The sequence below is a fragment of the Pontibacter ummariensis genome (assembly GCF_900188175.1).
GTDB lineage: Bacteria > Bacteroidota > Bacteroidia > Cytophagales > Hymenobacteraceae > Pontibacter > Pontibacter ummariensis.
The window spans coordinates 14,451-40,715 of record NZ_FZOQ01000024.1 but is presented as its reverse complement, the minus strand read 5'-3'; the positions used below and the strand labels follow the sequence as shown (position 1 = coordinate 40,715).

Genomic DNA, 26,265 nt, shown 5'->3' with positions numbered 1-26,265 from the left:
TGCGAATTCGCACACCTGGCGAGCGGAAATGCACGCCATTGCATCAGTTTCATAAGCACTAGTATCTGTTTATCAATAAGTTATATAAAGTGGTACGGGTCTTGGGTAAAGTGCTTCACGTTCAGAGAGCTGACCGGAACAACTAATAACAAGGCGATGAAAAAGCTGCTTTTTATAGCAATGCCCCGCTGTGTCGGAGGAAGACGAAGGAACATCCAGAAGGGCTGCGCCGAAGCCTGTGAATCAGCACGAAGGATGACCATTAGTGGGCAGTGCTACAGTGCCCCGGTAGTACCAGCACGGATGACAGGACGCGAGTGCCGGGCCTGGACAGGGCCACCGACAAGCAAATCAGAAAGGCAGAATAGGTACCTGTACTAGCTTTCCTTTCTGCTACATTGACAAAGAGATTTTCTTAATTACTTCTACAGCACAAAACTATGTTCAGAAACTATTTTAAAACCGCCTATCGCAACCTGTTCCGGCATAAGGCCTTTACCTTTATCAACCTGTCTGGCCTTACCCTGGGCCTGACGGCCTGCTTGCTCATCGGCCTGTTCGTATACGACGAGCTGCAGTATGATAAGTTCCTGCCTGAGGGAGACAGGGTGTACCGCCTGTATAACGACATGTCGGCGAGAGAATCGGGGAAGGTCATTGCCCCTGTTCCGCCCATGTTTGGCACTACCCTGGAGCAGAATTTCCCCGAGGTGGAGAAAGTCGTACGCATCCTGATGCTGCAGTTTGAGGCAAATAACCTGGTAGAGGTAGGGGAGAAGAGCATTTATGAAAACGGACGCACCTATGCCGATCCGGGCTTTTTCGAGATGTTTCAGCTTCCGTTCAAATACGGGTCTCACCAAAAAGCCCTGGCCGATCCCTCTTCTATCGTGATCTCGGACAGGTTTGCGGAGCGTGTGTTCGGCGAGGTGGATCCTGTGGGCAGAAAGGTGACTGTAAATAAAGAGCCTTTTATTGTACGGGGCGTGTTTGAGCGCAATGATAAATTTCACCTGCCGGTAAACTTTGTGCTTCCGATGGAGGCTGCGCAACTCCCGGCCGAACGAATGAAGAAGTGGAGTTGGCAGCAGTTTTATACTTATGTTAAGTTGAAAGAGGGGGCCGACCCCGGATTTGTGCAGGAAAAGTTCCGAAAGATCGTGGCGCAGCAGATAGACCCCGACAAAAACCAGCCTTACGATTACCTGCCCGTCTTCCAGCCGCTGGAGGAGGTGTACCTCTATTCTGCCAGCTTTAGTTTTGACCAGGCTATCAGAGGAAACATTACCTATGTAAAGGCCCTAAGCATCATCGCTGTTTTCATCCTACTCATTGCCTGCTTCAATTTCGTGAACCTGTCCACGGCCAAGTCTAGCCAGCGGGCCAAAGAAGTGGGGGTGAGAAAAGCGGTAGGGGCCAGTAAAGGGCAGTTGGTCGCGCAGTTTTTGAGCGAAACCCTGCTGCTTACCCTGATCAGCGTCATCTTTTCGGCGGCCCTGGCCTCGCTGCTCTTGCCTACCCTGAATGCCTTCGCAGGCAAGCAAATGGAGTTCAACGTGTTCGGGAATCCTGCTATTCTGTTGCTGTTGCTTGTCCTGGCAGTGGTCGTGGGCGTGTTGGCCGGTTTTTACCCTGCTATGGTCCTCTCAGGTTTTAAACCTGTAAAAGTGCTGAAGAGTGCGGTGGTGGTCGATAGCAGGGTAGGGAAGATACAGTGGCTGCGGCACGGCCTGATTGTCCTGCAGTTTGCCCTGTCCATTTTTCTGATCATATGCGCCGGAATCGTATACCAGCAGGTGTCTTACCTGCACAACAAAGACCTGGGCTTTAACAAAGAGCAGATCATGTTTTTCCAGATGCGGGGGGACCAGATGTTCGAAAACTACGAGACCTTTAAGCAGGAGCTGTTAAAGTCGCCCAAAATTAAGAACGTGTCCATCGGCTATGGCTTTCCGGGCGATGCGACGGCAGGAGATAGGATCATCGTGCCCCGAAACGGCGAGCAAGTGCACCACGGGGTTACCCAGCTGATGATAGACTATAATTATCTCAATACCCTAGATGTAAAAGTGGTTGCAGGGCGGCCGTTCTCCAAAGAGTTTAAGACCGATACGGACCATGCCTTCATGATCAATGAGACGGCTGTGAGGGAACTGGGCTATAGGACGCCCGAGAAAGCACTGGGACAGCCTTTACAGTGGCAGGTATGGAGCGACGAGAACCCGGACTCACTGAAAGAAGGGAAGATCATCGGGGTAGTGAAAGATTTCCATTTTAAGAGCCTGTATGACAAAGTGGAGCCAACGGTGCTACAGATCTTTCCTGAGGCCTATCATAAGGTGGCGGTAAAGATCGACGCCCAGAACGTTGCCGGGGCCATCGACCACGTGAAGGACGTGTGGAGCACCTTTTCTCCGGATTACCCCATCGAGTACATTTTTATGGATGACAACTTCCAGAAGATGTACAAGGCAGAGGACAAGCTGAAAACCCTGCTCTGGATCTTTACCGGCATTGCCATTTTTGTGGCCTGTCTGGGGCTCTTTGGCCTTGCCGCTTACGCCGCCGAGCGCCGTAAAAAAGAGATCGGTATCCGGAAGGTGCTGGGTGCTGAAAACTCGATGATCGTGGCACTGCTGTCGAAGGAGTTTCTCTTACTGATCCTGGTATCGGCCCTGATTGCCTTTCCGCTGGCCTGGTACGCCATGCACACCTGGCTGCAGGACTTTGCCTATCGCATTGATATACCTGTGTGGGTGTTTTTAGTGGCGAGCCTGGTTGCGGCCCTGGTGGCCTTCTTAACGGTGAGCTACCAGGCCCTGAAAGCAGCCACTGCTAACCCGGTCACTAACCTGAGGTTTGAGTAAGGACAACTGACGCGGGAGCTGGTGATGCCGAAAGGTGACGCTGTCATTCTGGCAAGACCAGCTCCCGCCTCCCGTTAAACACCGTGTGTATGCTTAAGTAGTTATAAGTAAGTATATTAAGGTGGATGTGAGACGGGGTCGCTATGACTTTTCCTTTTCCTGTAAAAAATGTTCTGCTCTGTAAATCCTAATTAATTAGGAATCGTACTAATGTATTAGTATAATTACTAATTAATTAGTAGTATTGAACAAACCTTACCACAATGCAGAAACTAGGAAAAAGAGAAGAGCAGATCATGCAGGCTGTCTGGCACCTCGAAAAGGCTTTTATCAAAGACATCATCGATGAGTTGCCGGAGCCCAAGCCGCATTACAACACCGTGGCCACCATGGTGAAGATCCTCACCGAAAAGGGCTTCCTGAGCGCTGAGAAAATTGGGAACACGTACCAGTACACCCCCTTGGTTCCACTGGCCGAGTACAGGAAGCAGGATGTAGCCACCATCAAAAGCAAGTACTTTGGCAATTCCTTCACCCGTATGATCTCACATTTTGCCCGGGAAGAGAAACTCTCAGACGAAGAGATCGACGAGCTTGTGCGCATTATCAAGTCCCAACGAAACAGTTAAACCTATACCGCTATGATCGAGATACTGCTAAAAGCCTCCTTCGCCATTGGCATTGCCTTTCTGTTCTATAAGTTGCTGCTCCAGCAGGAGAGCTTCTTCACGGCAAACCGTATCTACCTGATTGGCTGTATCGCCCTGGCCTTTGTACTGCCTTTTGTGAGCTTGCCCAAACTCGTAGACCAGCAAGGCTACCTGCAAACCCTGTTTCAGGAGCATGCCGCTAGGGAGAAGGTTCAGGTAACAGAAGATGTAGCGAAAACAAGGGCTGTGCCGCCTTCACTCCCAATGCCCGAGGGAGATGAGCTTGTCCTGCCGCGCCAGCCCTATGAAGAGGTGGTACAGCAGCAGGTTGCCCAAGAGCAGAGCAGCGATACCAGTACCGGGTTTAGCTTAGGCTTTTGGGTGTTGCTGCTATACCTGTTTGGGGTAGCAGTCTTCTCCCTGAGCCTGCTCTTTCAGGTAGGGTGTATCCTGTTAAAGGCGACCACGGCGACAGACAAGGTCGAGGACGGTGAGTGCGTGATCGTGAACACGGCCAGCAGGCAAGCCCCCTGCTCGTTTTTCCACTATATCTTTATCTACCCCGACGACTACGATTTCGAGACCTACGAGCAGATCATTGCCCATGAGAAGATACACATCCGGCTGGGGCATAGCTTCGACCTGCTGCTGGCAGAACTGGCTGTGATCATCCTGTGGTTTAACCCGCTTGTCTGGCTACTGAAAAGGGAGATAGAGAAAAACAACGAGTACCAGACCGATGCGCAGCTGCTGGAGAAAGAGCAGGTTAAAAAAGACCAGTACCAGCTGAGCCTTCTGCAGATAGCCGTGCCGAACAAGCCGCTCTCCATTACCACCAACTATAACCAATCGCTTTTAAAACAAAGGATCATGATGATGAACGCCAAAAGATCGACGCCACATGCCTATTGGAAATATGCTTTTATGGCGCCCCTGTTTTTCGGGACGCTGCTGCTGATCAATGAGCCGGCTGCCAGCCAGCACAGTCTTTTCACAGCCCTTTCTACGGCAACTGGGGAAGTGTCAGTGGGCAAGTACATGAACCTCAATGCAGAGAACAGCAGTGCAGAGCCGCCCACCGCTGGTGTACCTGCACAACCTGGGGCGCCTTCAGCCTTACCAGGTGCGCCATTGCCACCTTCGCCAGAACTGGCAGGGCCGAAGAAAGGCTTTTCGCTTAACATGCAAGGGAAACAGGTAGACATGTCGAAGGGCTACTGGTACAGCAGTCAGGAAAACGGGGAATACTGTCTCCAGTTTAAAGGAAGCAAGCTAGCTTCGAGCTGGAACATGTCCCAGTGCTTCGACAAAGGCCTGTTCCAGAAGCAGGGGAACGACACCTTTGTGCTGACGAAAGAAACCGGGACACTACAACTGACGGGCAACCTGGACGCCGAAGTGGGGCAGGGGAAGTACACGTTTACAGAAGATGCCTCCTTTCGAAAATACCTGGCGGACAATGACATCAACAGCAACGAACAGAACCTGATGTTTCACCTATTTTTTGGGGACGTAAACCGGAAGTACGTTGACTTTCTGAAAAAGAACTACAAGCATATAGAGGGAGAACGGCTGCAGGAACTGGCTATCCATGGGATCGGTATGGCCGACTTTCAAAATTACCTGGCCTTGTTCCGGCAGCACAGTAACAGGAAACCTACCATAGAAGAGGTTGTGTCGGCCAGCATTCACGGTATCGACCAGGAGTATGTGCAGGAGCTGCAGGCTTTGGGCTTTAAGGACCTAAGCCTGGATAAAATGATGGAAGCCAGGATTCATGGCGTGAGTAAAGCTTTTATAGAAGACTTGCGAAAAGCCGGTTACGCCAATCTCTCCATGGACAAGATCATCGAAGCAAAAATTCACGGCATCACTCCGGTGAACATAAAAGAAATGCAGTCGCTGGGCTTTGGCGAACTGAGCCTCGAAAAGATGATGGAGCTGAAGATACACGGCGTAAACGAGGCCTACATCAAAAGCCTGCAGTCGGTGGGACTAAATGACCTGAGCCTGGATCAGTATATTGAGGCTAAAATTCATGGGTTGAACCCAGCATCCATCAAAAGGATCAAAGCACTGGGCTACGAAGGCCTCAGCTTTGAGGATATTATGTCTGCCCAGATCCACGGGGTGGACGCAGCTTACGTGGAGGACCTGCGAAAGGCCGGCTTCCAGAACCTGAGCATGGAAAAAACAGTGTCGGCCAGCATCCATGGCATAGACAGTGACTTTATTAAGAAGGCCAGAGAAGAAGGCTATAATTTTAACAGCATCGATAAGTACATCACTTTAAAGATTCATGGCATGGCCATCGAGTCTTTAAAGGACGATGAGTAAGTAAAAGGCCCGCCCGAACATAAGCTAAACACCAACGGTACTTAAGCCTACTGTTGGGCGAGCCCTCCTCTACAAATACCACGGCGTTAAAGGACCTTAACTCTCCTCAAAGCAGAGCCAGGAGAGCTACGCCTTTCTGTAAAGAGCAGACCTGAAAAGAAAAATATACTAGCGGGTGCAACCTCTGCACAGGTACTTTGTCTTTCTTTTGCGCCAGCTACTCTCACCCGATTTTATTCATCATCTTCTAATCTTTATACTATGAAAAAAGGACTCCTCTTTTTGATGGGGCAGCTATGCCTTTGCCTGAGCTTTTCTGTTACCACCAGTGGGCAGAATAAGCCCCAAGCCCCAGCAGCGACGGCCGCCCCGGTTAGCCAGGGAGCTATTTCCGGGGTGCTGACTGATTCGCTAAGCGGTTCGCCCATTGCCTTCGCGACAGTTGCTCTGCTGCCACAGGGGGGCACGCAGGCCCAGGACGGTACCCTGACCGATGAAAGCGGCCACTTCTCTTTTCCGAACGTCCCGCAAGGTACCTATTCCCTTACCTTCAGCTTTATCGGGTATAAGACGAAGACAGTGCAGCAGGTAACTCTCAGGGAAGGTGCCCTGACGGTATCGGTACCCCCTGTAGAACTGAGTCCGGTTGCCACGCAGCTGAAAGAAGTAAGTGTGGAAGCCTTGCGCCCTACCATTACACAGGAGGCGGACCGCATGGTGGTGAATATAGCAGGAACTGCGTTGGCAGCAGCCAGTACAGCTTATGAAGTGTTAGCCAAGTCGCCGGGGGTATACATAGACCAGGAAGGGAATATACAGCTCAACGGTAGGGCAGGGGTAACCGTAATGCTCGACGGCAAGCTCACCTATCTCTCCGCCCGGGACCTGCGCAACATGCTGGAGGGCATGTCAGCCGAAAACATCAGGAGCATCGAGATCATAACCAATCCCTCTGCCAAGTATGATGCCGAAGGTTCTTCCGGTATCCTGAACATCAACCTAAAAAAGAACGACCTGCGGGGTATGAACGGGAGTGTGTACGCTGGCGCTACCTATAACGGGAAGCAGTTTGGATACTCTACAGGAGGCAACATCAACTATAAAACAGGCAAGTGGAACTCCTTTCTGAGCCTGGACATGGCTCAACGGGTAGGAGGGCGCGAGGCCACTTTTACGCGGGTGTTCCAGGGAGAAAACAGCGCCATCTATTTTGATCAGGTAGCTACCGGTAATTACAAAGTGAAGGGACCTCCGATCGTGCGCTTCGGCACCGATTACAGCCTGAACGACCGCCATAGCGTTGGTTTTGTGGCAAACTACGGCACCAACTATCTGTGGGCAGATTTCCTGACGGACACTTACCTCGGGAACAACCGGAACCAGCCTGCCCTGTACATAGAGGCCAATAACTACAATGAAAACCGTTTCGCGAACTTCAACTCAAACCTGCACTACCTGGGCAAGTTCGACACCCTGGGCACCACTTTATCCGCAGACCTGGATTACGTGCGCATTACTAACGACGGGTTCGCCAATTTTTACAACTACTATGACTCCCTGGCAAGTGACAAGCCGGTGCTGCAGGACTTCCTGTATACCGACACGCCAAACGGCTTTGACATTTATTCAGCCAAACTAGACTTCACCAAACCTTTTGCTGAGGGGCATAAACTGGAGTTGGGAGCAAAAGCCAGCCGGGTGATATCAGACAGTGATTCCCGCTTTTACTTCAATAATAGCGAGGTGCCGATACTGGACATCAAGCGGACGAACCACTTTATATATAACGAAAACATCTTCGCTGCCTATGTTAACTGGAGCAGTAAACTGAGTGAGCGGTTTAGCCTGCAGGCGGGTTTGCGGGCAGAACAGACCGTATCGGAAGGAGAGTCTAAAACAACAGGGCAGGTAACGGAGCGCGATTATCTGAATCTGTTCCCCAGTGTGTTCCTACAGCAAAAGGTAAACGATAGCTACGAGATCAGTTACAGCTACAGCCGCCGTTTACAGCGGCCCAACTACGGGCAGTTGAACCCTTTTTTCGCTTACCGCGATCCCTACACCTACTGGCAAGGCAATCCCTACCTGCGTTCGCAGTATACCCATGCTTTTAGCGTCACGCAGGTTTACCAGAAGAACTACAGCCTGATCCTGAATTACCAGCGAAACCAGGACGTTATTGCGGAGTTACCGGCGATTGATACCGAGACGGCTACCACCATTTACTATATCGGGAACGTGGATGCGTCGCAGAGCTTCGGATTAACGGCTGTGGTGCCCCTCAAGATCATGAAGAACTGGGACACAAACAATACCCTGGTGGTGTCTTATCAAGAGTACAGCACTATCGTCAATCAGGAGCAGGTGATCAATGACCAGGTATACTACATGCTACAGTCGAACCACAATATTCTGCTGCCACTGGACCTGCGCCTGGAGGTGAACGCCGTATACAACGGCCCCGTCGCGTATGCCCTTTACCGTGTAGAGCCGCGCTGGTGGGTACACCTGGGGCTTAAGAAAAGCTTTTGGGATAAGAAGCTGGACCTGAGCCTGAACGTGAATGATGTGTTTAAGAGCCAGCGCCTCTTAATAGCTGCCGATGTAGGAGAGGGCAACATCAGCGACTTCGACCAGTACTTCCGCGCCCGGCATGTTGGTCTGTCTTTGCGCTATAACTTTAGCAAAGGGCAGAAAGTTGAAGAACGCCGCCGTAATACCCTGGAGGAGCTGAACCGTACAGGAAATTGAGTAGCGTGTTGCTGCTGCAGATCAGAAAAGCCCGCCTAAGATGAGGCGGGCTTTTTATTTAGTAATCTCCTGAAAAGCAGAACTATGCATAGAGTGCAAGAGGAGTTCTTTTGATTTCATAAATCTGTTCCTAAAGAAAGGCGAAGCTTTGGTTTGTAGCCCCGGATGAAGGAAGAAAAGCTCCAAAGAAGATATCTATTATCATCCGGAAAGCTTCCTGCTAGCCCTGTAGACGAACGCCCGGTAACATTCTGGCGTAATGGTTTAGTAAATTATTGCGTCATACGCGACAATCAGCACCTACATGTCCCAACCTGTTTCAGGTTAGACTTTACAGCACCATTTACTTAGCCGGGAAGAAGTATGATTACTGTGCATTTACCGTTTCTGTTTGCCGTCGCATTGGCAGGCGTTGCCTCTATGATAGGACAAAGACTGGTGCAGAGCATTGGTTTTCTGAAGCGGAACTTTATACCAGAACCACTTTTAGGAGGGCTGTTGTTTGCCTTTGTTATTTTTCTGCTGCGGATTTCCAACACCTTAACCATCACAATACCTACGCAAGGGCCCGCTGTTGACTTTCTGGTGGCGCTGCTAACCGCTAACATGGGAATGCACATCACACCCAGTATTCTTAAGCATGGGGCTAAACTGTTCCTGTTGTTTATCGGCGCAGGTTGTGTACTGGCTATCCTGCAGTTCTTGTTGGTTTTACCCCTTGCTTTTACGGGGAGCTATCCCATACACACAGCTGTTTTAACCGGCCCGCTTAGTTTTGTGGGGGCTCCCTATAACCTGAATCCTCCTTCACAAACAGCACCGGTTGCGGAGCTTTTTCGCGAAGCTTACCCTAATTTAAAACAACTGGCACAGGGAATAATGATGGTAGGCGTGGTAAGTAGTGTGATAGGGGCAAACTTTATTAGTCGTAATCTTTTTAAAATTGCAGAGCGACAGCCGCCAGCTCCTTCACCTGTTGACAATCACCCCCGTGAGCCCCTTGGGCGGTTCTCTATTGAGATTAGTCACCTTGTTATTCTGATCCTGGTGGTTATCTCCCTGGCTTTTGCCATACAACACATCCTGCTAGCGCAGTTATCCTGGTTGCGGGATGACTACTTGCCAGTAATTGTCGTGGCTTTTCTGCTGGGATCACTTATCCGCCTGAGCTTTTCCTTTGTGAAAGGGAAAGATAAGTTTCCGGAGAAGGCAATTACTGTACTGTTGCTGGGCCCTACGATGAACCTGGTGTTAGCCTATGCAGTGATGAGCATTCCCCTCCACTTGCTCGCCCTGCTTACCCCACGCCTACTAATAGGAGCCATTATAGCTGTTTCCTGTAGCGTGGGCTTTAGCTGGTTTGCTTTTCGCCTCTTTGCCAAGTATACGAACAAGTACTATGCAGCTGTCATTGCAACTGCTTTCCTGGCGATCACTACCGGTTGGGGGCCTATGGGCATGGGCTTTTTGCGTCGCTTTATTGACGAAGAGGGACCAGTGGAGCCCATGCCGGTTATCATGCCGCTGAATGCCTTCTACCTGTTTCCGTGGATGGTTGTCCTGCTGACAACCGTAATTCTGAAGCTGTTCGGGTAAAGGTAGAGGAGGTCGGGCCAGTTTTGCACGCTGAACCAAACAACAGGCATAACAAGCAAGGTACAGCTGATTAACCCTTTTTGCTTTGTGCTGGTATAAGTAATTCACCCATCCCGTAAGAGAATCAGAATTAAAAAAAAGGACTCTATGCGAATAATTACAGTAAAAGCTCCGGAAGGACAGGGGAAAAACGTGGCGAACCTGGCCTTTGCTGCCGGGGCCTCACAAGTGTCTGTGCGGCAGGAGATACGCTATACCACTGATCACCAGGAAAAAAAACTGGATGTAGTGCAGGTGGAGACGGCTACCCCGAAGGTTAAAACCCTTGTCGAACGCTTGATGACCGCTCCTTTTTATGATCCTGATTTGTTTGCCTTCACTACCCAGCACCCCGAGTCGCTGTTTGCCGCGGCGGCCCCTATTGAAGAAACAGATCCGACAGTGAGACCAACAACGGATGTTTATGAGGAGCTGTGGCAGTACACCAAAGTAACGGGGAGCCTGGTTAGCAGAGTGTTTTTGTCCTCCGTTTTACTTGCTTACGGCATGGTGGAGGACATGATCCCCCTGATCATTGCCGGGCTGCTGTTTCTACCCTATCACCACCACATGCTGGGCGTAGGCCTGGGCGCTGTGATCCGGGAGTGGCGTTTTCTGGGGCAGGGGCTTCTGGCCCTTTTTGTGTCTACGGCCCTGATTGTGTTGGCTGGGGTTTGCGTGGCTTATTTTACAAAGCCACCCATTGGGTGGCACGATCTGGGTTCGCCTCTATCCGGATTTATTATATCATGTGTGATAGGGGCTGCTGCCGGCTTGGGAGCTGTGGACGATGCCGGGCGTCGGGAATTGGTAGGACTTGCCGCTACCGCACATATTTCCGTTTACCCGGCTTGGTTTGGGCTTAAGCTTGTGTTTGGCTTTGATGAGCACGCTAAATGGCAGGACCATTTACTTGCCTTCGGTATTAACGTTACTACGTTAACAGTAGTGGCTGGCATTACCTTCGCCATCATGGGCATGCGGGGTGAGGGCATCCGGCGATTCCTGAAAGCAAAGACAGGGGAGAAGTAAGAACGATAGCACAGCCTTATCATACTGATTCTGCCATGCGTCTCATCCGTAAGCCTAGGAAACACAAGCCCTTTCTGCCTGTAAACGGTCAATATTTTTCAAGGTAAATGTGTTGTATTATGAAGAAGTTTTGCCTTAATAAAGTTGGATGCAGTTAAGGTGCCCTTTTTTACTTGCCTGGCTTACAAAGGAATAAAAGCCCGTTTCTGTCGAATAGGACGATATGCATGAATAGTGGTGTTGAACTGAAATATAAGGATCGGCGTATATTGGTCGTTTGAATACACGTACTAATTACTCATTCTTATGAAGAAACTATTTATTGCCTGTGCCCTGCTGTTAGGCACCATCTCTGCAGCTCAGGCGCAGGCGACTTTCGGGGTTCGGGGAGGTGCCAACCTGTCGAATCTGTCGGGCGACCTGCGTGACGAGGAAATGTTTGAAAACAAGCTGTCCTTCCATGCCGGCGTGCTGCTGAACTTTCCCGTGGTAGAAGACTTCTTCTCTATTCAGCCAGAGCTACTGTACTCCAGGAGAGGCTTTAAGAGCAGCGGGGAGGAGTATACGAATTTGCTCCTGCAAACCAGAAGGAGAGAGGGTAGCGTGAACTATGCCTACCTCGACCTGCCGGTATTAGCCAACATCAAGGCGGGCCCGCTGTACTTTGAGTTAGGGCCACAATTAAGCTACCTGCTGAGCGTGAACAACGAAACGGAGATTTACGATGGTAGCGGTAACCGCATCGCCAGCAGCAGAGATGAAAAGAGCAAGGATGGCTTATCTGAGTTTGAGATAGGCTACGCGGCCGGTTTAGGCGTTACTTCCCGTAACGGCATCAGCCTGGGCCTCCGCTATAATGGTGCCTTCTCTGATTTTGTGAAGGATGCGGATTACTTTGAGGGGGACCTCGCCAATGCCCGGCACTCTGTGTTCATGCTGACCCTGGGCATTAAGTTTTCAGCTACAGAATAATACCTGTTGCTTTGCATTAATTAAAAAGGCGGCTTCTGGGGCTGCCTTTTTTGCTTTACAGTAGCAGCACAGGGTTAAAAAAACAAGGCGCTCCGGTTAAGGAAGCGCCTTGTTTCACAGCCTTTATGCTTTAATTATCCGGCGTAAAGTCTTTGTACGTTTTAGAGATGTTATCATCCGTTGCCTTGCGTTTGTTTTGCCAGCCGGCGTCTAACTCCAATGCAACCAGTCCCTTCAGGTTCATTACGGCCACAAACTCATCTACGTCTTTCATGAAGTCCGGCTTTCTCCTGGATGATTTCAGCGCGTATTTACGGGCGAATATGTCTCCCTTGGTTTGCAGTTCGTTCCGCTTCTCCATAATATAGTTCAGGCGTTCCACCAGGTCTTTCGTAGAGCGGCCGATCACCTCAGTCGCTTCCAACGTGCCAATTGTCATCACGGCTGTACCCCCAATCGTCGTGATCTTTTTGGAGGTTTCCGGAACATCTACCACTACCGGGGCTACTCCTGTGGCTGCACCGAGGGAGGCATTGGTGAGGGACCTGGCTTTCTTGCCTTTCTTGGCGCGCTTATACTTTTTCTTCAAGTCTTTTTCAGCCTCTTTCAGCTGCTCCATCAGATCCCATGCCCTGACGAGCGAAGCCCGGTACTCACCATACAGCCTCTTGTCTTTCTCGATCTCGTTTACGGCGTTCAGCACGGAGAAACTCAACGTACGCTCTTCCTTCAGGTTCGACTTGTCTATTACAAAGAAGGTGATGTTAAAGGACAGGGAGTCTTGCGGGTCTTTCACAAAATCATAGCCCGGTGTCCAGATAAACTCATACTGCGAAGGGGCATTTTTCACCAATGCGCCGGCAGGAACGTTCTTGTTATCCGAGATAAAGTTGAAGGAGGCAATGTCGCTTTCCCCATTGGGGTCATACAACTGAAACTTCAGGTTTACGGTTGCATCCTCGTCATAAGAGAATCGCTTTTGGGAGGGAACCATCTGGATGCTGGGTGGCAAGTCCTGCTGGGTGGCTTTCAGCGTAAAGCTTCCTTTTGTACGGGCTTTTGTGGGCTGATCCTCTACATAAAACTCCAGTAAGACCGGGTTGTTGCGCAGGCGGTTAAACTGCGTCAGGGACGGGTGCCAAGTGAACTCACCCTGTGCCGTTAGTTTTGCCCCCTGCGGCATGCTGTCTGCAATCGGTATAATAACGATCGGGTCATTGTCTTCGTCCATGATGGCAGAAGACTCAATGGTATAGGTATTAGTTGTGTTAGGGCGAACATAAAAGGGCTTGAGCTCCCCGATAACCGGTGGGCGGTTTACGTGCTCAACCTTGAACTCAGCTACGTGGCTTACGCTTTCCCCTTTTTTGTTTTTTGCCTCGAAAAGCAACTGCACAAACCGGCTGCCACTCAGGCGGTCCACAAAGTCATAACTAGGGGCCCATGCGAAATTGCCAAGGGAGTCAAACGCTACCCCGTCTATTTTTCCCTGCGTGATGGCATAAGAAAAGGTGCTATCGGTGCCTCCGGAGGCATTCACTTTGAACGCTAGTTTTTGTCCTTCCTTTAACACGTTCCAACCTGGCTCGCTGGGGAAGGAAAGCATAAGGGGGAGGGCAGGCTTTTGCTCGCCGGTTCCCGACTTGTCTGGAGATGGAACCTCCCGAACAGAAGGAGCCTCTTTGATAGCTTCTGTCGGGGCATCTTGTGCGTAAGCTTTGGTTAGTAAAAGGGAGATTGCTGAAAAAAGTAAAACGGACTTTTTCATATAAGGAGTTTGGCGAAAAATCTAGGCTTTAAGAAGACCTTAAAGGTAATAAAGGGGAATGGACTGCGAAAGTGCTAAGGGGAGGAATAATTTGTTTAGAGCTAATAAAGTGTACTAATTCACCTTGCAAGGGCATGTACGGAGAGGGGGGAATGAGCTCCTGCAGATCCGCGGTGCCCGGTATAAAAGGTAAAGCCTTCTCTTGGTTTGCTAAATGTTCTGGGGAAAAGGTAACAGCTACTGCCTTTGGATTTGGTGGTTACTTTCTGGCAATGAGGGTGATACAAATCATTTTTCCTGTTGACGTATGTCATCTGCTACAGGGCAGGAGCAGTGTATTTTTATATGGCAGTTCAGGGAGTTTCTAAGCGGTATTTTCCAACTGTGTAACCTTTATCTTAAGAACATGAAAAAGATTTTAGTACCAATCGATTATTCCAGCGACTCGCAGAATGCACTGTTGTACGCACTGGACCTGGCCCATGTACTAAAGGCGAATATTGTGCTGGTGCATGCTTTTTACCAGCCGCTCTCCTTCCCATACTCTCAGGACTTTACCAGCGTAGTGAATGCGCTGGAGAAAGAGAAAGCCGCCGAACTAGAGGCTTATGCAGCTAAGGTAAAAGGTGCCTTGCTTGAAGACTTCTCGCTGCAATTCCACAGCACAGTGGGCGCTGAGAAAGAAGTGGTAAGCGGGCTGCCTGTTACAAAAGAGGGGTTTCATACGGTTGAGATTGAGAGGGCTCCGGCAGCAAGAGCGGAAGTAGAGGTCCGCTGCATTGCCAAGTACGGTTTTGCGGCAGATGAAATTGTGAAGGCGGTGGATGTTCAACAGGCAGACATGGTTGTGATGGGCATGAGAGGCATAGGGGGGATTCATTTAGCCTTACTTGGTCGTACTGCCTTAAGTGTGATACGGGACGTGCAGGTTCCTGTGTTCGCCATTCCAAAAGCAGCGCGTTATAAAGGCTTGAAATCAGTTGTCTTTGCTGCAGACCTCGCAAAGTCTCCAGCGGTTGCTGTGCTTGATTCTTTACGGGACTACCTGAAGGCTTTCCGAAGTACGCTGCAGGTGCTGTATCTTTATTCAAAAGACCAGCAGCAGGCAGAGCAGGAAAAGTCGCTTGCTGCGTTAGAGGACATGGGAAAAGCCTTCTCAGACCTGGACTACCGCGTAACCTTTCAGCAGAGAGAGGATACAGCGGAGGCTATCAAGCAGTTTATACAGGAGCAGCAAGCCGATTTATTAGTGCTGGCTCCTCAAAAGCGAGGTTTTCTCGAAGACCTTCTAAATAAAAGCGTTACGCAGCGCATGATGGCCAAGACGTTTATCCCGCTGCTGGCCTTGCCCCCTCTGCCAAGATAACGGCATCGTGGTGTGGCCTTAGCTGGAGGAGAACAGATAACTCAGCTTCTAAAGAGGTAGCAAGAGGCTTTGCAAAGCCTCTTGCTACCTCTTTAGAAGCTGAGTTGAAAGGAAAAGGACACCAGACAGATTTATACAAATAGTTTTTCTGCAACAGAGTTTAGACCATTGCATCAGATAAAAAGTATACCATAAGAAGCACCATAGCAATAGTAGTAAATTGGCAGGGTGCTGGTATGAAACATTTGATGCAATGAAGAAGGGTATTTTCATTTTTGTGGCCGCTGTGGTGGTACTGGCGGTTGTCTTCTATATTGACTCTCGTAACAGTTCAGACGAAAAATTAGTGGCACCAGCAGGCACAGAAAACGTACAGGGGGAACTCCCTTTGCTTCCACTGACGCGCCTGGACAGTACCAGGATAATTGCCAGTGACCTGGAGGGGAAGGTCGTGCTCGTGTTCTTTCAGCCTGATTGTGACCCTTGTAAAAGAGAAGCTGAACAGATACGGGCGCGTCTCCACGCTTTTGATGGATATACCCTTTATTTTGTGTCGGATGCCCCGCTGCCCGAACTAAAGCGGTTTGCCCTGGAGTCAAACTTGGCAAAGCAGCAAAATGTCTTTTTTGCGCAGGCCTCTTTAGAAGATATTACAAATACCGTAGGCTCGGTGAAGACTCCTTCCGTCTTCATCTTTTCTGAGGAAGGGAATTTGGTTAAGTCTTTTATAGGAGAAGCCCCGATTGAGGAAGTTGTGCAACACCTGTAAGCATTTCATTACACTAATCGCTTCAGAGGAATACTCCGAGTTACTGCCGTGCTCATAATACGTGCACCGTAAACTTAGATTATGTAGAAACTATTCTGATTAAGCAGCCGCCGGTTTGGGCTTAGGCAAGCAGCAAGCCTATTTTTAGGCAGCAAGCTTTCTTTGCGAGGTGGACCAGCTGTGCTGCCATCTGTTAAGGTAAGGGAATAAGTGGAAGCTGCTAGAAGGAAGCAAAAGCCCTGTAGGGGGGACTACAGAGCTCTTTGCCTACTCTAAACACAAACAACCAACAAATTATAACTAACCAATTAACTAAAAGAAAATACGGTTTACATGTATTTGGCACCTTAGTAACGCACAAAAGAGGAGTTGCTAATGGACTGGTAGCTATCAGCAATACCAACAAAATAGTCACCGATGAAGATGCCGGCTCCGTTGCTTACGGCACTGGCACCATCCAGGTGAGTAACTACGTGACCGTCAATAGTAGCGTACCCGACTGGCTCCTCTTCCTGTAGTAAGTGGGGAAGTAGAGCGGACACAATTGCACTGTTATAGCTGCTAGCTACTGCCTGGGGCGAATGTTTTGCAGTGATTCTCATGTGACAATAGGGTTTTAGGTTCTAATACATAACAAGAATACAGATATACTATATTTAATAACAGGAATATTAAGGTGCGTTAGTAACATTCTTATTGCTGCCCTTGTTAGACATGTAGTATATAATTAATATATTATGTACTGTATATAGTGCTGTAAATGGTGCTAAAACAGCTCAGTTGGTTTTAAGAATAGCGTTGAAAAGAGGTTAAAAGTAACATTTTAGTCTTTGTGCTGAGTAAAAGCAGAAGTGAGGTAATAACTGGTGGTGTACAGGGCCAGAACTGTAGCGGTAAGCATAGCACCCGGAAACAGGACAAGCCACCAGGCACTCGTGTTTGTTTTGATGCCTGCTATCAGGCGGCCCCAGCTTACAAAGGTGGTCGGAACGCCAATGTTTAGAAAAGAAAGGGTAGACTCCAACGTTAGCAGGCTTCCTAAGCCGAAGGTGAAAGAGACCAGGATGGGGCCAACTATGTTAGGCAAGGCCTGTCGGTACAGAAGTTGCCAGTTAGTTAAACCAAGGCTATGGGCGGCTTCAAAGTAGCTAAGCTGCCTGGTGCGTAACATCTCGGCACGGGCAAGCCGTGCCGTTTCTGTCCATAAGGTAAACACCAAAATGGCAGAAAGTAACACAACGGAAGGAGGGAAGAGGGCAGCCAAGAGTAGGATCAAAACGAACCTGGGAATGCTGGACAGCACCTCTATGACTTTCAAGACAAGTTCATCTACCGGAAACACGACTTTTTTCTTCAAGGTTCTGATCCTCCTAAACAAGCTGAAGAAAAGAGTGTAAAGTAACACAGTGAACAGGAGAAACGTGCCCAGGCTATAAAAGATAACGTCGTCACCTAACCCTAAGCGCCAGGCTTTAGCGGGAAGGTAAACGGCATAGAACGCAAACAAAAGAAAGCTCAGGCACAGGACAAGGAACTTCCCCCGGTTCAGGCTAACTCCTTTTCCAGCGAAGTAGCCGGCACTCATACCCACGAGCAAGCCAAGCAAGGTAGACAAAAGCATGACCGGCAGGCTAACAAAGAAAGCGGTGCGCGCGCCATAAAGCATGTTGGATAACACGTCACGACCCAAAGCATCAGTACCTAGTAAATGAAAGCCTTCCTCTGCACCAGCTGCATTGGCTGAAAAAGGCGGCTGGAGGGTGTGGCTTAGATCCAGGTAGTTTGGGGCGTACGGAAGTGGTAGCCAGGGCAAGATGGAAATAAGCACGAGCAAACAAAGTAAATATGCCATTGCTGCCGAAAAGGCAAGCTTACCGCGCCCTAGTACCTTTAGCTTCTGCCAGATCTGCCTCATGCCGTTCTGTGTTTAAGGCGTGGGTCAGCCCACCTATAAGTAACATCCGCCATGAAGTAGGCCACCAAACGAACCAGTACCGTAAGCAGGACAATGGCTAACAGGACTGGATAGTCGCGGGCCAGAACAGATTCTACCAGTAGCCGGCCAACCCCTGGGATGGCAAAGATCGTCTCGATAATGACAGAGCCGGCCACCAGGGCAGGCAATACATCCGAAACGAGGGTGATAACGGGTAACAGGGCATTTCGTAAGACATGTGTTCGTATGACGGCGCGCTCTGATAAGCCCTTGGCCCTGGCTGTGCGGGCATAGTCAGCCTGCCTGGCACTTTGCACGGCCGTGTACACTTGGTTGGTGATGTAAGGAAGGTTGGCTAGGACGAGGCACAGGAGCGGCAGGGCCATGTACTGCAGCCACTGTCCTGCGCGTGCGAAGGGAGGTAAATTTTCAGCGGCGTAGTACCCCATGCCAAATACCGGGAAAAGCTGTAGGAAGCTTGGGTTGGCAAAAAGAACAAGTAACAGGAGAGCCAGCACAAAAGCCGGGATGCTATCGAGAACAAAGAAAGAGGGGAAGAGGAACCGCCGCAAGTATTTTCCCTTGCCTTGCACCAGGCACATGCTTAACTCCAGCGCCAGAAAAAAAACGATAAGCATGCTACTGAGCAGGAGCCAGAAAGTGTTACTGATAGCCTCCCAGAGAAGCTCACCTACAGGTCTGCTGCTGCGATAAGAGACTCCAAGGTCTCCTTTAAGTGTTTGAAACAACCACTGGTGGTACTGATTCTGTGCCCCGTGCCAGGTAAAAGTGGGAAGCAAAAAGGAATACGCAGGTTGTGGTTGCATTGCCTGGAGCCCCAGCACTACCTGCTCCGCTGCCTTTTGAGCTTCCTTTGTCGTAGCCTCCCTGTAAATAGCTGTGGCAGCCAAAAGCATTTTCTCCTTATCAAGGCTCTTGTGCAGCGTTTCCAGGTGTTCCGCAGCATCGTCTTGGGGGGATAGTCGCAGTTCTTGCTCCAGGTGAGGCAAGCTTTCCAGGTAGGGGTGTACTGCCTCCTTGTCCCCGTATTTCCACAATAGCCTCTCAGCCTGTAACTTGTCTGCTTCCAAGAGCACGCCTTGGGGCAAGGCCGGGGAGAGGGAGAAGTAGAATAAGGGGAGGTCCTGCCTGGTTTTGTGCAGGTAATCCTGATAAACGGCCTGTCTGGTACTTTGAGACCCTTTGCTGTAGTAGCCCTGCTTTTCCTCTAAAATGCGGGCCTCCGCAAAGGAGCCGGGTAATAACCTGCTGAGCAAAAAGATCACGGAGGCGACGAGCCACAGAAAGGGTATTGCATACAGAATACGTTTGAGCAGGTAGGGAGGCATCAACAAGTTCTTACTCTTTTAGCCTGAAGGCACTCACATCATAATTCGGTTTTAAGCCTGAGATGTGCAGGTTCTCGAACCGGCGATGGGCAGCAAGACGCTCTTTTTGATAGTACATCGAGATGAATGCCGCCTCTTCATAAAGCACCTCCTGCAGCCGCTTTAACAGTTTTGCTTTTTCTGCCGGGTCGGCCGTTTCATTGATGGCAAGAAGAAGGCGATCACTTTCAGGGGTTCCAACGCCTGTATAGTTAGGTCCTCCTATGCCTGCAAAGGATGTATGAAACAAAGGCTGGAAGTTAAAGACAAAGGGGTTTCCTGACAGAGAACGGAAGAACAGATCGAAATCATGGGACTTTAACTTGTCGCTGAGCAGGCTGTTCTCCAAGCCCTGAACTTGCACAGGAATCCCTAATTCTGCCGCATGCTGTTGCAGGATGATAGCGGCATTTTCGTAAGTCGTGTTCCCCGCTCGGTAGTTGACTGTTAGCGTCAGCTGCACACGCTTGCCGTTTATATTCTTAAACCAACCCTGCGGCTCACGCTCCCAACCGGCAGCTTTAAGCAGCTCTGTTGCTTTGGCCGTGTTCAAAGGGTAAGGCTGGAGGTTATTGTTGTAATACGCCTTGACAGAAGGGGGAACTGGGCCAACCGTCGGAGTGGCATAGTTTTGTTGGGATACTTTTATAACGCTGTTGACATCAAGCAAGTGCGCAATGGCCTGGCGTGTGCGTTTGTCTGAAAACTTAGGCAGGCGCGTGTTGATGCCGGCGTACACAAACTCATATGCATCCGGGGTGTACAGAGCGTACTCCTGCAGAAAGCTTTTGTCTTTCCGGAGGTCCTCAAACTCGTCAGCGGAGATATTGTCAAGCACATCCAGTTGTCTGTTTTTTAAGGCCAGTAAAGCGGTCGTGTTTTCTGGGATGATCTGGAACGTGATTCGCTCCGGGTTGGCAGTAAGGTGCCCTGTGTTGGCCGTTGTGTTCCCCCACCAATCGTCTTTGCGCTTCAATGTCAGATACTGCCCATTGGCCCATTTTTCCAGCACGTAGCCACCACTGCCCTGCAGTAAAGCCGGATTACGCCCGAAGTCGGGTGTATTAAACTTAGCCGCGTATCTTTTAAGGTTGTCGTTGTTTTCCAGCTCGGAAAGATCGCCGTTCAAATCTTTTACCGCAACAGACTTCATGAGTCCGTCGGGATCGAACAGATAGGCTGGCAGAATGAAAAAGTCACCTGTCAGCAACTCCATCTCGGGCGTATACCCCTTAGCCACCAGCGTAAATCGCTTTGGGTTTTCAGGGCTAACGCTAATGTCCTGAATAAAGGCTACCTGGGGTCTCAGTTGCTCATTGTTCAGCAAGGGCGCCTTCAGTACCTTTAACGTAAAAGCTACATCTGCTGCCGTAACAGGTGAACCGTCTGCCCAACTTGCTTCTTCCCGCAACTCATAGGTAAAGAGCGTGACTGAGTCCTGCCGCTCCACTATGGGCATGCGGTTAGCCAAAAAGGGCTTCATCTGATCTGTAGCAAGATCAGCACTGAGCAAACTTTGAAACAGCAGGTTAATCACTTGTAACCCTCCGGCATCGCTGTAGCTTACTGGGCTAAGGGTTTCCGGTTCGGTGGCAAGCCGTATGCGCACCTCGTCCGGTGATCGCTCTGGCTGATTACAACAAGTGAAAAAAAGTAATAGCGCAACTAATACTAAGCTAATCTTCCGCATTTAATTCCCTCTGGCTATAGAATTCTATAGGCAAGTTAGGGAAAAGAGCGGAAAGTTTTAGAGAATATTAGCTGCCTGTCTCGCTCCAGCCAAGGGTTCCTCCTAGAGAGTTGACAGTTTGATCATTTGTTGTTCCAGAAGAAGTGTTCTTGTCTTTCTGTGTTTCAGTTGGTGTTGTGCCAGTAGCTAAGCTAATTAAGACAGCGATGATAATTGAAATCATAATTTGTAAGAGTTAGAATGAATAATTATGCAAATGTGGATTGCCTACAAACAAAATTAAAGGAATAATTGGATTCTAAAGTAACTTTTTATTTGCCTACTTTTGAATGATTTTTTTTAAGTATACTTGTGATAAAAGTATTTTTAAGTCAGTAATAAGTCAGTAAATTGTTTTTGAGGAAAGATTTAAATGACATTTAAAGTAACAAGAGAGAAAGTCCTTTGCTTCAAAGATATGAAGGTTCTTTTGTTAGTTAAGATGAAATAACTTGATTTAAAGTAACATTGAATATTTTAGTAAATAGTGCTATTGATCTGAGTATAATAAGAAAGAACATCAAGTAATCTAAAGAAGCTGACATGGATGAGCTTAAGACCTTAGCTAAATTAGTTACCTATACAAACAACATTAGAACTATGCTTCCCTTGCCAAGAATGGGCAAGGGTAAGGAAGAACTTTTTTATTCTAATTTACTCTGCGGGAAATATAGCAATGATAATGATGCCGCTCAAGATCTTTATGGATCAGATTCGGGAGATGTTAGGTACAAAATGCTTAAGCATAGATTAAGGAAAAAGCTTTTTAATCAGCTGTTGTTTGCTAATTATTCAAGATTCAGTACTAGTGACTTTTATCAGAAGGAGCATGAGTGTTTTGGGCTTATTTATAAAGCGAACGTTCTTTTGCGAAACAAGGAGCTAAATTTAGTCTTGCCAGTCTCCTCCAAGGCACTAAATATAGCTAGAGAATATGAGCTAACGAACCTAGCTATTGCTGCGTTGGAATTCGAAGCTTTTTATTATTCTGAGGCTGGATTACATAAAAAGTACTTAAAAACAGAGAAAGAGTTACGTCTTGTATTAAGACAAAAAGCCTTCGAGAGAGAAGCAGTTTCAATTCTTCAGAAGCTCAAGGTTACACTAAGCAAATCAATTAAAGTTAGAAGCGAGGTTTTACCAACGTTACAGGACGTAATTAAAAGATTGTTTAAGCTATGGCAGTTGTCCAAAACATTTGAAGCTTTTAATGCATACTATAAAGCTTCGATGCTGTTATATGAGATGAGTGGAGACTTTCCCAAGATAACTGAGCTTACACTTTTATCAGAAAGATGGGTCAAAGAAAAAAAGGTAAATAGTCGTAGGTTCGATGCAAATTTTAACAGGTACATTCTCGTCTATGCACATCTTCGGGCTAAAAAGCTACAGGAGGGATTAGACTATGCTCAAAAGTTTATTATTCATTTTAGCGAAGATTCCCTGAATTGGTTCGCTTTTATGGAGAACTACTATTTGTTAAGCGTATATCTGAAGAACTATGAACTTGCAGGTAACTTGCTTTTTAAAGTCAATCAAAATCCTGTTTTAAAAAAAATTTCAAATGCCGCAAAAGAAAGATGGTTGTTATATGAAACCTATCTCTCTTTGTTTTTAGGAAAAAATTATCAGCATTTTAAAGCTTCGAACCCTTTTGTTCTTTCACTTCCTGAATACAGTAAGGATAAGCAAGGCTATAATGTCGCCATCCTTATTTTACAGTTCATATACTTTCTACAGAAGGATGATACAGAATCCTTATTGTTTAGAATTGAGAGCTTAAAGAAGTACATACATACGCATCTGAAAGACTCCTTTAGTTCGAGGAGTAAACTCTTTCTTAAACTCTTGATCTTAGTAGTTACGGAAGATTTTGACCCAAATGCATGTCAGAAAAAAGGAGAAAAGCTATATAACAGGCTAATACAAGAGCCAACTCCTGGTGATGCTTATGCCGAAATAGAGATTGTTCCTTATGAGCATTTGTGGGATTTTATCATGAAGGTATTAGTCGGCCAAAAAGTGCTTAGTAAAGCATAATGGAAGAGTTAAGCAGGCTGATCCATTTAGTTGTTGAGCGGGGTAGTAAATCATCGATGTTTGTTAACCAACAAGACGAAGAGAGTTTAGAAACGAAGCTGTTTAATCTTGTAAAACAAAATCAGGTCACGACGGATCAAGACGCAGCAAGTTTGCTATACGGGAAGAATACGCTGCCTGCTAGTTATAGAATGTTAAAGTCAAGACTGCGCAAGAAACTCTTTAATCAACTACACTTTTTAAAGTTTCCTACAGGTAAATATAGGGGAAGTGTTATTCACCGGTACGAATGTGATGGCCTACTGCTGGAGGCACAAAGCCTAATGTTAGGCGGGGAATTAAAAATGGCTGGTAAAGTAATTGACCAAGCTTTGAACATTGCCAAGTCAAGTGAGCTTAACAGTATTATTGTAAGGGCTTTAGAATTAAAGCAATCTGTAAGCTTAATGGCAGCTGATCAGAAAGCATATGGGACGGCCGACGTAGAACTACAGAAATATTATGAGATTGAAAGTAGGGAGCGAAAGGCTACTAAGCTTTTTGGACGGGCGTCCATGGAGTTAAATCAGGGAGTCCTTGTACGTAGTCAGTTTTTATCTAAAGTACCAATGGTGCTGAAAGAACTTTACGCTCTGTGGCAGGAGACAAATTCGTCCCTTATTTTCGAAGCTTACCATATATTAAGCATTCACTTTTTAGAGCTCACAGGGGACTATGAAGCCATACACCAAACAATTGAGAGAGCTGAGTTACTTTTAAACGAAGGAAAAGTAAGTCCTGCCTGGTTTAACCATCGGTACAATAGTTTTATTAAGGTGTATGCCCTGCTTCAAACAAGGCAGTTTGAACAAGGGATAGAGCAAGCTGAGCAATACATAAAACATTTTACAGCATACTCCCTCAATTGGTATGCTTTCCAGGAAAATTATCTTTTGTTGGCTCTTCATAGCCAAAAGCTGGAATTAGCAACAGAGCTAATAGGGAGTTGTTTAAGTAATCTAGGAGTGAACAAACTTCAAAGCTCAGCCAAAGAAAGATGGGAGCTTTATAGACGGTACCTTCTTTTATCTGTAAAGCATCAACGGTTAAAGTCAACAGACCAAATTTCAAATATATTTCTAACGGAGCTTACTGCTCTTCCTAAGGACAAAGAAGGCTTTAACCTCTCGTTGCTGGTGTTAGATGCCATAGAACTGCTGTCTAATCCCAATTTAGACGACTACGAGCCCCTGGCCGAGCGGATTCGCAAGTACATCAGCAAGTACCTGCGGGGGGAGAAGGCCGAGCGGGGGAGGCTTTTCCTGCGAATGCTTTTGTTAGTTATTAAGGAAGGCCTGGACCCGGCGCAGAGCAGAGAGAAGGGAGAGCGCCTGTTGGAGAAGCTCTCTGTCGCCCTGCCCCCCGGCGATGCCTTTGCCGAGGTGGAGATCGTGCCTTACGAGCACCTGTGGGAACTCGTCTTAAATTTATTAGAAAGGAGAAGATAGCGTTAAATAAGATGGAGGATCTGCATAGACTTGTAAGATTAGTCACGCACTATAGTAGCAAGAGTCAGCCACTATTGAACCTGCAGGATGAAAGCAACTTGGATACGAAGTTTTTTAATTTGATAAAGTCTGGTGCGGTCAAGTCAGATGAGGATGCTGCTTTAGAACTTTATGGGCAGAGAGATCGTGCTGCAAACTACAGGATGCTTAAGTCCAGGTTAAGGAAAAAGCTTCTTAGTCATTTACATTTCCTGAAGCTTCCTGAAGGCAAATTTAGGGCTACTAGCATTAACAAGTACCAGTGTTCTTCCTTGCTGCTCGAGGCACAGAGTCTTATAGTGTTAAATGAAATAAGAATGGCTAATAAAGTACTTGATCAAGCCTTGGCACTAGCAAAGCAGAATGAACTTAATGATCAGGTAGTGAAGATACTGGAACAAAAGCAATGGGTAAACCTCATATTAGGGAATAAGAAAAAGCATGAAGAGACCAGGCTGGAGTTAGAAAAGTTTTACAAAATCGAGAAGGCAGAAAGAGAGGCAATCCATATCTTCCAGTCTGTTTCGGTTGTCTTAAAAGATAAGTTTACAGCACGTAGCACCTCTTTACAGAAATACCCTGCTATACTTGCACGGATGAAGGAGCTTTGGGAAATTTCAAACTCTTCGCTTGTTTTTAACTACTATCATATTCTTCTTATTCAATACCATGAGTTTACAGGTGATTATAATGCAGTAATAGGGAGTGTAACTGCCGCAGAATCTTTATTAACCGAAGGCAAAGTTCATACTTCTTGGTTTAATCATGCTTTCAATAGTTTTATTAAGGCTTATGCATTACTACAGACGAAACAATATGAGCAAGGCTTGAATTTTGTAGAACAGCGTCTAAAACATTTTGAGCCCTATTCTATGAGTTGGTTTCCTTTTATGGAAAACTATTTCCTTTTAGCAGTACATGCCAAGTCGTACCAATTAGCACTGAACATAATTGAAAAAAGCTTACAGGATAAGCATATACTGAAAATAGCTAATGGAGATAAGGAACGCTGGGAATTATACAGAAGGTATTTGCTCTTATTACAAAAGAGAGAGAGATTAGGCAACGACTTTAAGTATACTGAAACGGTAGTTAGTGAGTTAGTACTGCTCCCCAAGGACAAAGAGGGCTTTAACCTCTCGCTGCTGGTGTTAGATGCCATAGAACTGCTGTCTAATCCCAATTTAGACGACTACGAGCCCCTGGCCGAGCGGATTCGCAAGTACATCAGCAAGTACCTGCGGGGGGAGAAGGCCGAGCGGGGGAGGCTTTTCCTGCGAATGCTTTTGTTAGTTATTAAGGAAGGCCTGGACCCGGCGCAGAGCAGGGAGAAGGGAGAGCGCCTGTTGGAGAAGCTCTCTGTCGCCCTGCCCCCCGGCGATGCCTTTGCCGAGGTGGAGATCGTGCCCTACGAGCAACTGTGGGAACTCGTCTTATGGGTGTTATGCCAGCGGAAAGGAAGGAAATAAGCTACAGGTAACACATCTGCTGGCATTATA

General features: G+C 47.8%; 17 protein-coding genes. 12 read left to right on the top strand and 5 right to left on the bottom strand.

Annotation, left to right across the window (positions count from 1 at the left end; all coding sequences use genetic code 11):
• The first annotated feature begins 440 nt into the window (after window positions 1-440).
• The 7 genes from CHB92_RS20400 to CHB92_RS20370 all read left to right on the top strand — a co-directional run bounded on the left by CHB92_RS20400 (window position 441) and on the right by CHB92_RS20370 (window position 12,244).
• The gene (locus CHB92_RS20400) at window positions 441-2,867 is read left to right on the top strand and encodes an ABC transporter permease (protein ID WP_089321093.1); all 2,427 of its coding nucleotides are present in this window, start codon (window positions 441-443) and stop codon (window positions 2,865-2,867) included.
• A 263-nt stretch (window positions 2,868-3,130) separates the two neighbouring features.
• Window positions 3,131-3,496 (top strand): BlaI/MecI/CopY family transcriptional regulator, encoded by a 366-nt coding sequence (locus CHB92_RS20395; RefSeq protein ID WP_089321092.1) that lies wholly within the window; start codon window positions 3,131-3,133, stop codon window positions 3,494-3,496.
• 12 nt (window positions 3,497-3,508) lie between these two features.
• Complete coding sequence (locus CHB92_RS20390; protein ID WP_089321091.1) at window positions 3,509-5,854, top strand: M56 family metallopeptidase; 2,346 nt, start codon at window positions 3,509-3,511, stop codon at window positions 5,852-5,854.
• Window positions 5,855-6,115: 261 nt separating this feature from the next.
• Window positions 6,116-8,605, top strand: coding sequence for a TonB-dependent receptor (locus tag CHB92_RS20385; protein ID WP_089321090.1), 2,490 nt, complete (start codon window positions 6,116-6,118; stop codon window positions 8,603-8,605).
• A gap of 363 nt (window positions 8,606-8,968) precedes the next feature.
• On the top strand, window positions 8,969-10,201 hold the full coding sequence (locus tag CHB92_RS20380; protein ID WP_089321089.1) for a sodium/glutamate symporter: 1,233 nt from the start codon (window positions 8,969-8,971) through the stop codon (window positions 10,199-10,201).
• A gap of 147 nt (window positions 10,202-10,348) precedes the next feature.
• Window positions 10,349-11,272 carry a hypothetical protein gene (locus tag CHB92_RS20375; protein WP_089321088.1) on the top strand — a complete coding sequence of 308 codons (924 nt, stop codon included), beginning with the start codon at window positions 10,349-10,351 and terminating at the stop codon, window positions 11,270-11,272.
• Between the two features lie 306 nt (window positions 11,273-11,578).
• Entirely contained in the window at window positions 11,579-12,244 is a 666-nt protein-coding gene (locus CHB92_RS20370; RefSeq protein ID WP_089321087.1) for a porin family protein, read from the top strand.
• Between the two features lie 130 nt (window positions 12,245-12,374).
• Here CHB92_RS20370 and CHB92_RS20365 read toward each other — a convergent pair whose 3' ends face one another.
• The gene (locus CHB92_RS20365; protein WP_089321086.1) at window positions 12,375-14,012 is read right to left on the bottom strand and encodes a hypothetical protein; all 1,638 of its coding nucleotides are present in this window, start codon (window positions 14,010-14,012) and stop codon (window positions 12,375-12,377) included.
• Window positions 14,013-14,418: 406 nt separating this feature from the next.
• On the opposite strand from CHB92_RS20365, the gene CHB92_RS20360 reads away from it, so the two are divergent.
• Both CHB92_RS20360 and CHB92_RS20355 read left to right on the top strand, forming a co-directional pair.
• Complete coding sequence (locus tag CHB92_RS20360) at window positions 14,419-15,378, top strand: universal stress protein (protein WP_179223117.1); 960 nt, start codon at window positions 14,419-14,421, stop codon at window positions 15,376-15,378.
• Window positions 15,379-15,631: 253 nt separating this feature from the next.
• Entirely contained in the window at window positions 15,632-16,147 is a 516-nt protein-coding gene (locus tag CHB92_RS20355; protein ID WP_089321084.1) for a peroxiredoxin family protein, read from the top strand.
• A 347-nt stretch (window positions 16,148-16,494) separates the two neighbouring features.
• Here the strand turns inward: CHB92_RS20355 and CHB92_RS20350 are convergent, their stop codons facing one another.
• The 4 genes from CHB92_RS20350 to CHB92_RS20335 form a co-directional block, all read right to left on the bottom strand.
• Entirely contained in the window at window positions 16,495-16,749 is a 255-nt protein-coding gene (locus CHB92_RS20350; RefSeq protein ID WP_089321083.1) for a hypothetical protein, read from the bottom strand.
• Between the two features lie 221 nt (window positions 16,750-16,970).
• Complete coding sequence (locus CHB92_RS20345; RefSeq protein ID WP_089321082.1) at window positions 16,971-18,062, bottom strand: ABC transporter permease; 1,092 nt, start codon at window positions 18,060-18,062, stop codon at window positions 16,971-16,973.
• On the bottom strand, window positions 18,059-19,432 hold the full coding sequence (locus CHB92_RS20340) for an ABC transporter permease (protein ID WP_089321081.1): 1,374 nt from the start codon (window positions 19,430-19,432) through the stop codon (window positions 18,059-18,061). Before CHB92_RS20340 ends, CHB92_RS20345 begins: the two co-directional genes overlap by 4 nt.
• 10 nt (window positions 19,433-19,442) lie before the next feature.
• Window positions 19,443-21,161: an ABC transporter substrate-binding protein gene (locus CHB92_RS20335; RefSeq protein WP_089321080.1), complete on the bottom strand. Its 1,719-nt coding sequence runs from the start codon at window positions 21,159-21,161 to the stop codon at window positions 19,443-19,445.
• Between the two features lie 582 nt (window positions 21,162-21,743).
• Here CHB92_RS20335 and CHB92_RS20330 point away from each other — a divergent pair.
• From CHB92_RS20330 to CHB92_RS20320, 3 genes are read left to right on the top strand one after another with little or no spacing between them, the layout of a single operon-like run.
• A complete protein-coding gene (locus tag CHB92_RS20330; protein WP_089321079.1) occupies window positions 21,744-23,240 on the top strand; it encodes a hypothetical protein in 1,497 nt (498 codons plus the stop codon).
• On the top strand, window positions 23,240-24,727 hold the full coding sequence (locus tag CHB92_RS20325; protein WP_089321078.1) for a hypothetical protein: 1,488 nt from the start codon (window positions 23,240-23,242) through the stop codon (window positions 24,725-24,727). Before CHB92_RS20330 ends, CHB92_RS20325 begins: the two co-directional genes overlap by 1 nt.
• Window positions 24,688-26,235: a hypothetical protein gene (locus CHB92_RS20320; protein WP_106219195.1), complete on the top strand. Its 1,548-nt coding sequence runs from the start codon at window positions 24,688-24,690 to the stop codon at window positions 26,233-26,235. Before CHB92_RS20325 ends, CHB92_RS20320 begins: the two co-directional genes overlap by 40 nt.
• Window positions 26,236-26,265: the final 30 nt, after the last annotated feature.

Excerpts from the sequence above, each read along its gene's own strand:
- CHB92_RS20380 (WP_089321089.1), top strand. The coding sequence starts at position 8,969 with ATGATTACTGTGCATTTACCGTTTCTGTTTGCCGTCGCATTGGCAGGC.
- CHB92_RS20390 (WP_089321091.1), top strand. The coding sequence starts at position 3,509 with ATGATCGAGATACTGCTAAAAGCCTCCTTCGCCATTGGCATTGCCTTT.
- CHB92_RS20395 (WP_089321092.1), top strand. The coding sequence starts at position 3,131 with ATGCAGAAACTAGGAAAAAGAGAAGAGCAGATCATGCAGGCTGTCTGG.
- CHB92_RS20335 (WP_089321080.1), bottom strand. The coding sequence starts at position 21,161 with ATGCGGAAGATTAGCTTAGTATTAGTTGCGCTATTACTTTTTTTCACT.
- CHB92_RS20360 (WP_179223117.1), top strand. The coding sequence starts at position 14,419 with ATGAAAAAGATTTTAGTACCAATCGATTATTCCAGCGACTCGCAGAAT.
- CHB92_RS20370 (WP_089321087.1), top strand. The coding sequence starts at position 11,579 with ATGAAGAAACTATTTATTGCCTGTGCCCTGCTGTTAGGCACCATCTCT.
- CHB92_RS20355 (WP_089321084.1), top strand. The coding sequence starts at position 15,632 with ATGAAGAAGGGTATTTTCATTTTTGTGGCCGCTGTGGTGGTACTGGCG.
- CHB92_RS20340 (WP_089321081.1), bottom strand. The coding sequence starts at position 19,432 with ATGCCTCCCTACCTGCTCAAACGTATTCTGTATGCAATACCCTTTCTG.
- CHB92_RS20385 (WP_089321090.1), top strand. The coding sequence starts at position 6,116 with ATGAAAAAAGGACTCCTCTTTTTGATGGGGCAGCTATGCCTTTGCCTG.
- CHB92_RS20345 (WP_089321082.1), bottom strand. The coding sequence starts at position 18,062 with ATGAGGCAGATCTGGCAGAAGCTAAAGGTACTAGGGCGCGGTAAGCTT.
- CHB92_RS20375 (WP_089321088.1), top strand. The coding sequence starts at position 10,349 with ATGCGAATAATTACAGTAAAAGCTCCGGAAGGACAGGGGAAAAACGTG.
- CHB92_RS20365 (WP_089321086.1), bottom strand. The coding sequence starts at position 14,012 with ATGAAAAAGTCCGTTTTACTTTTTTCAGCAATCTCCCTTTTACTAACC.
- CHB92_RS20325 (WP_089321078.1), top strand. The coding sequence starts at position 23,240 with ATGGAAGAGTTAAGCAGGCTGATCCATTTAGTTGTTGAGCGGGGTAGT.
- CHB92_RS20350 (WP_089321083.1), bottom strand. The coding sequence starts at position 16,749 with ATGAGAATCACTGCAAAACATTCGCCCCAGGCAGTAGCTAGCAGCTAT.
- CHB92_RS20330 (WP_089321079.1), top strand. The coding sequence starts at position 21,744 with ATGGATGAGCTTAAGACCTTAGCTAAATTAGTTACCTATACAAACAAC.
- CHB92_RS20400 (WP_089321093.1), top strand. The coding sequence starts at position 441 with ATGTTCAGAAACTATTTTAAAACCGCCTATCGCAACCTGTTCCGGCAT.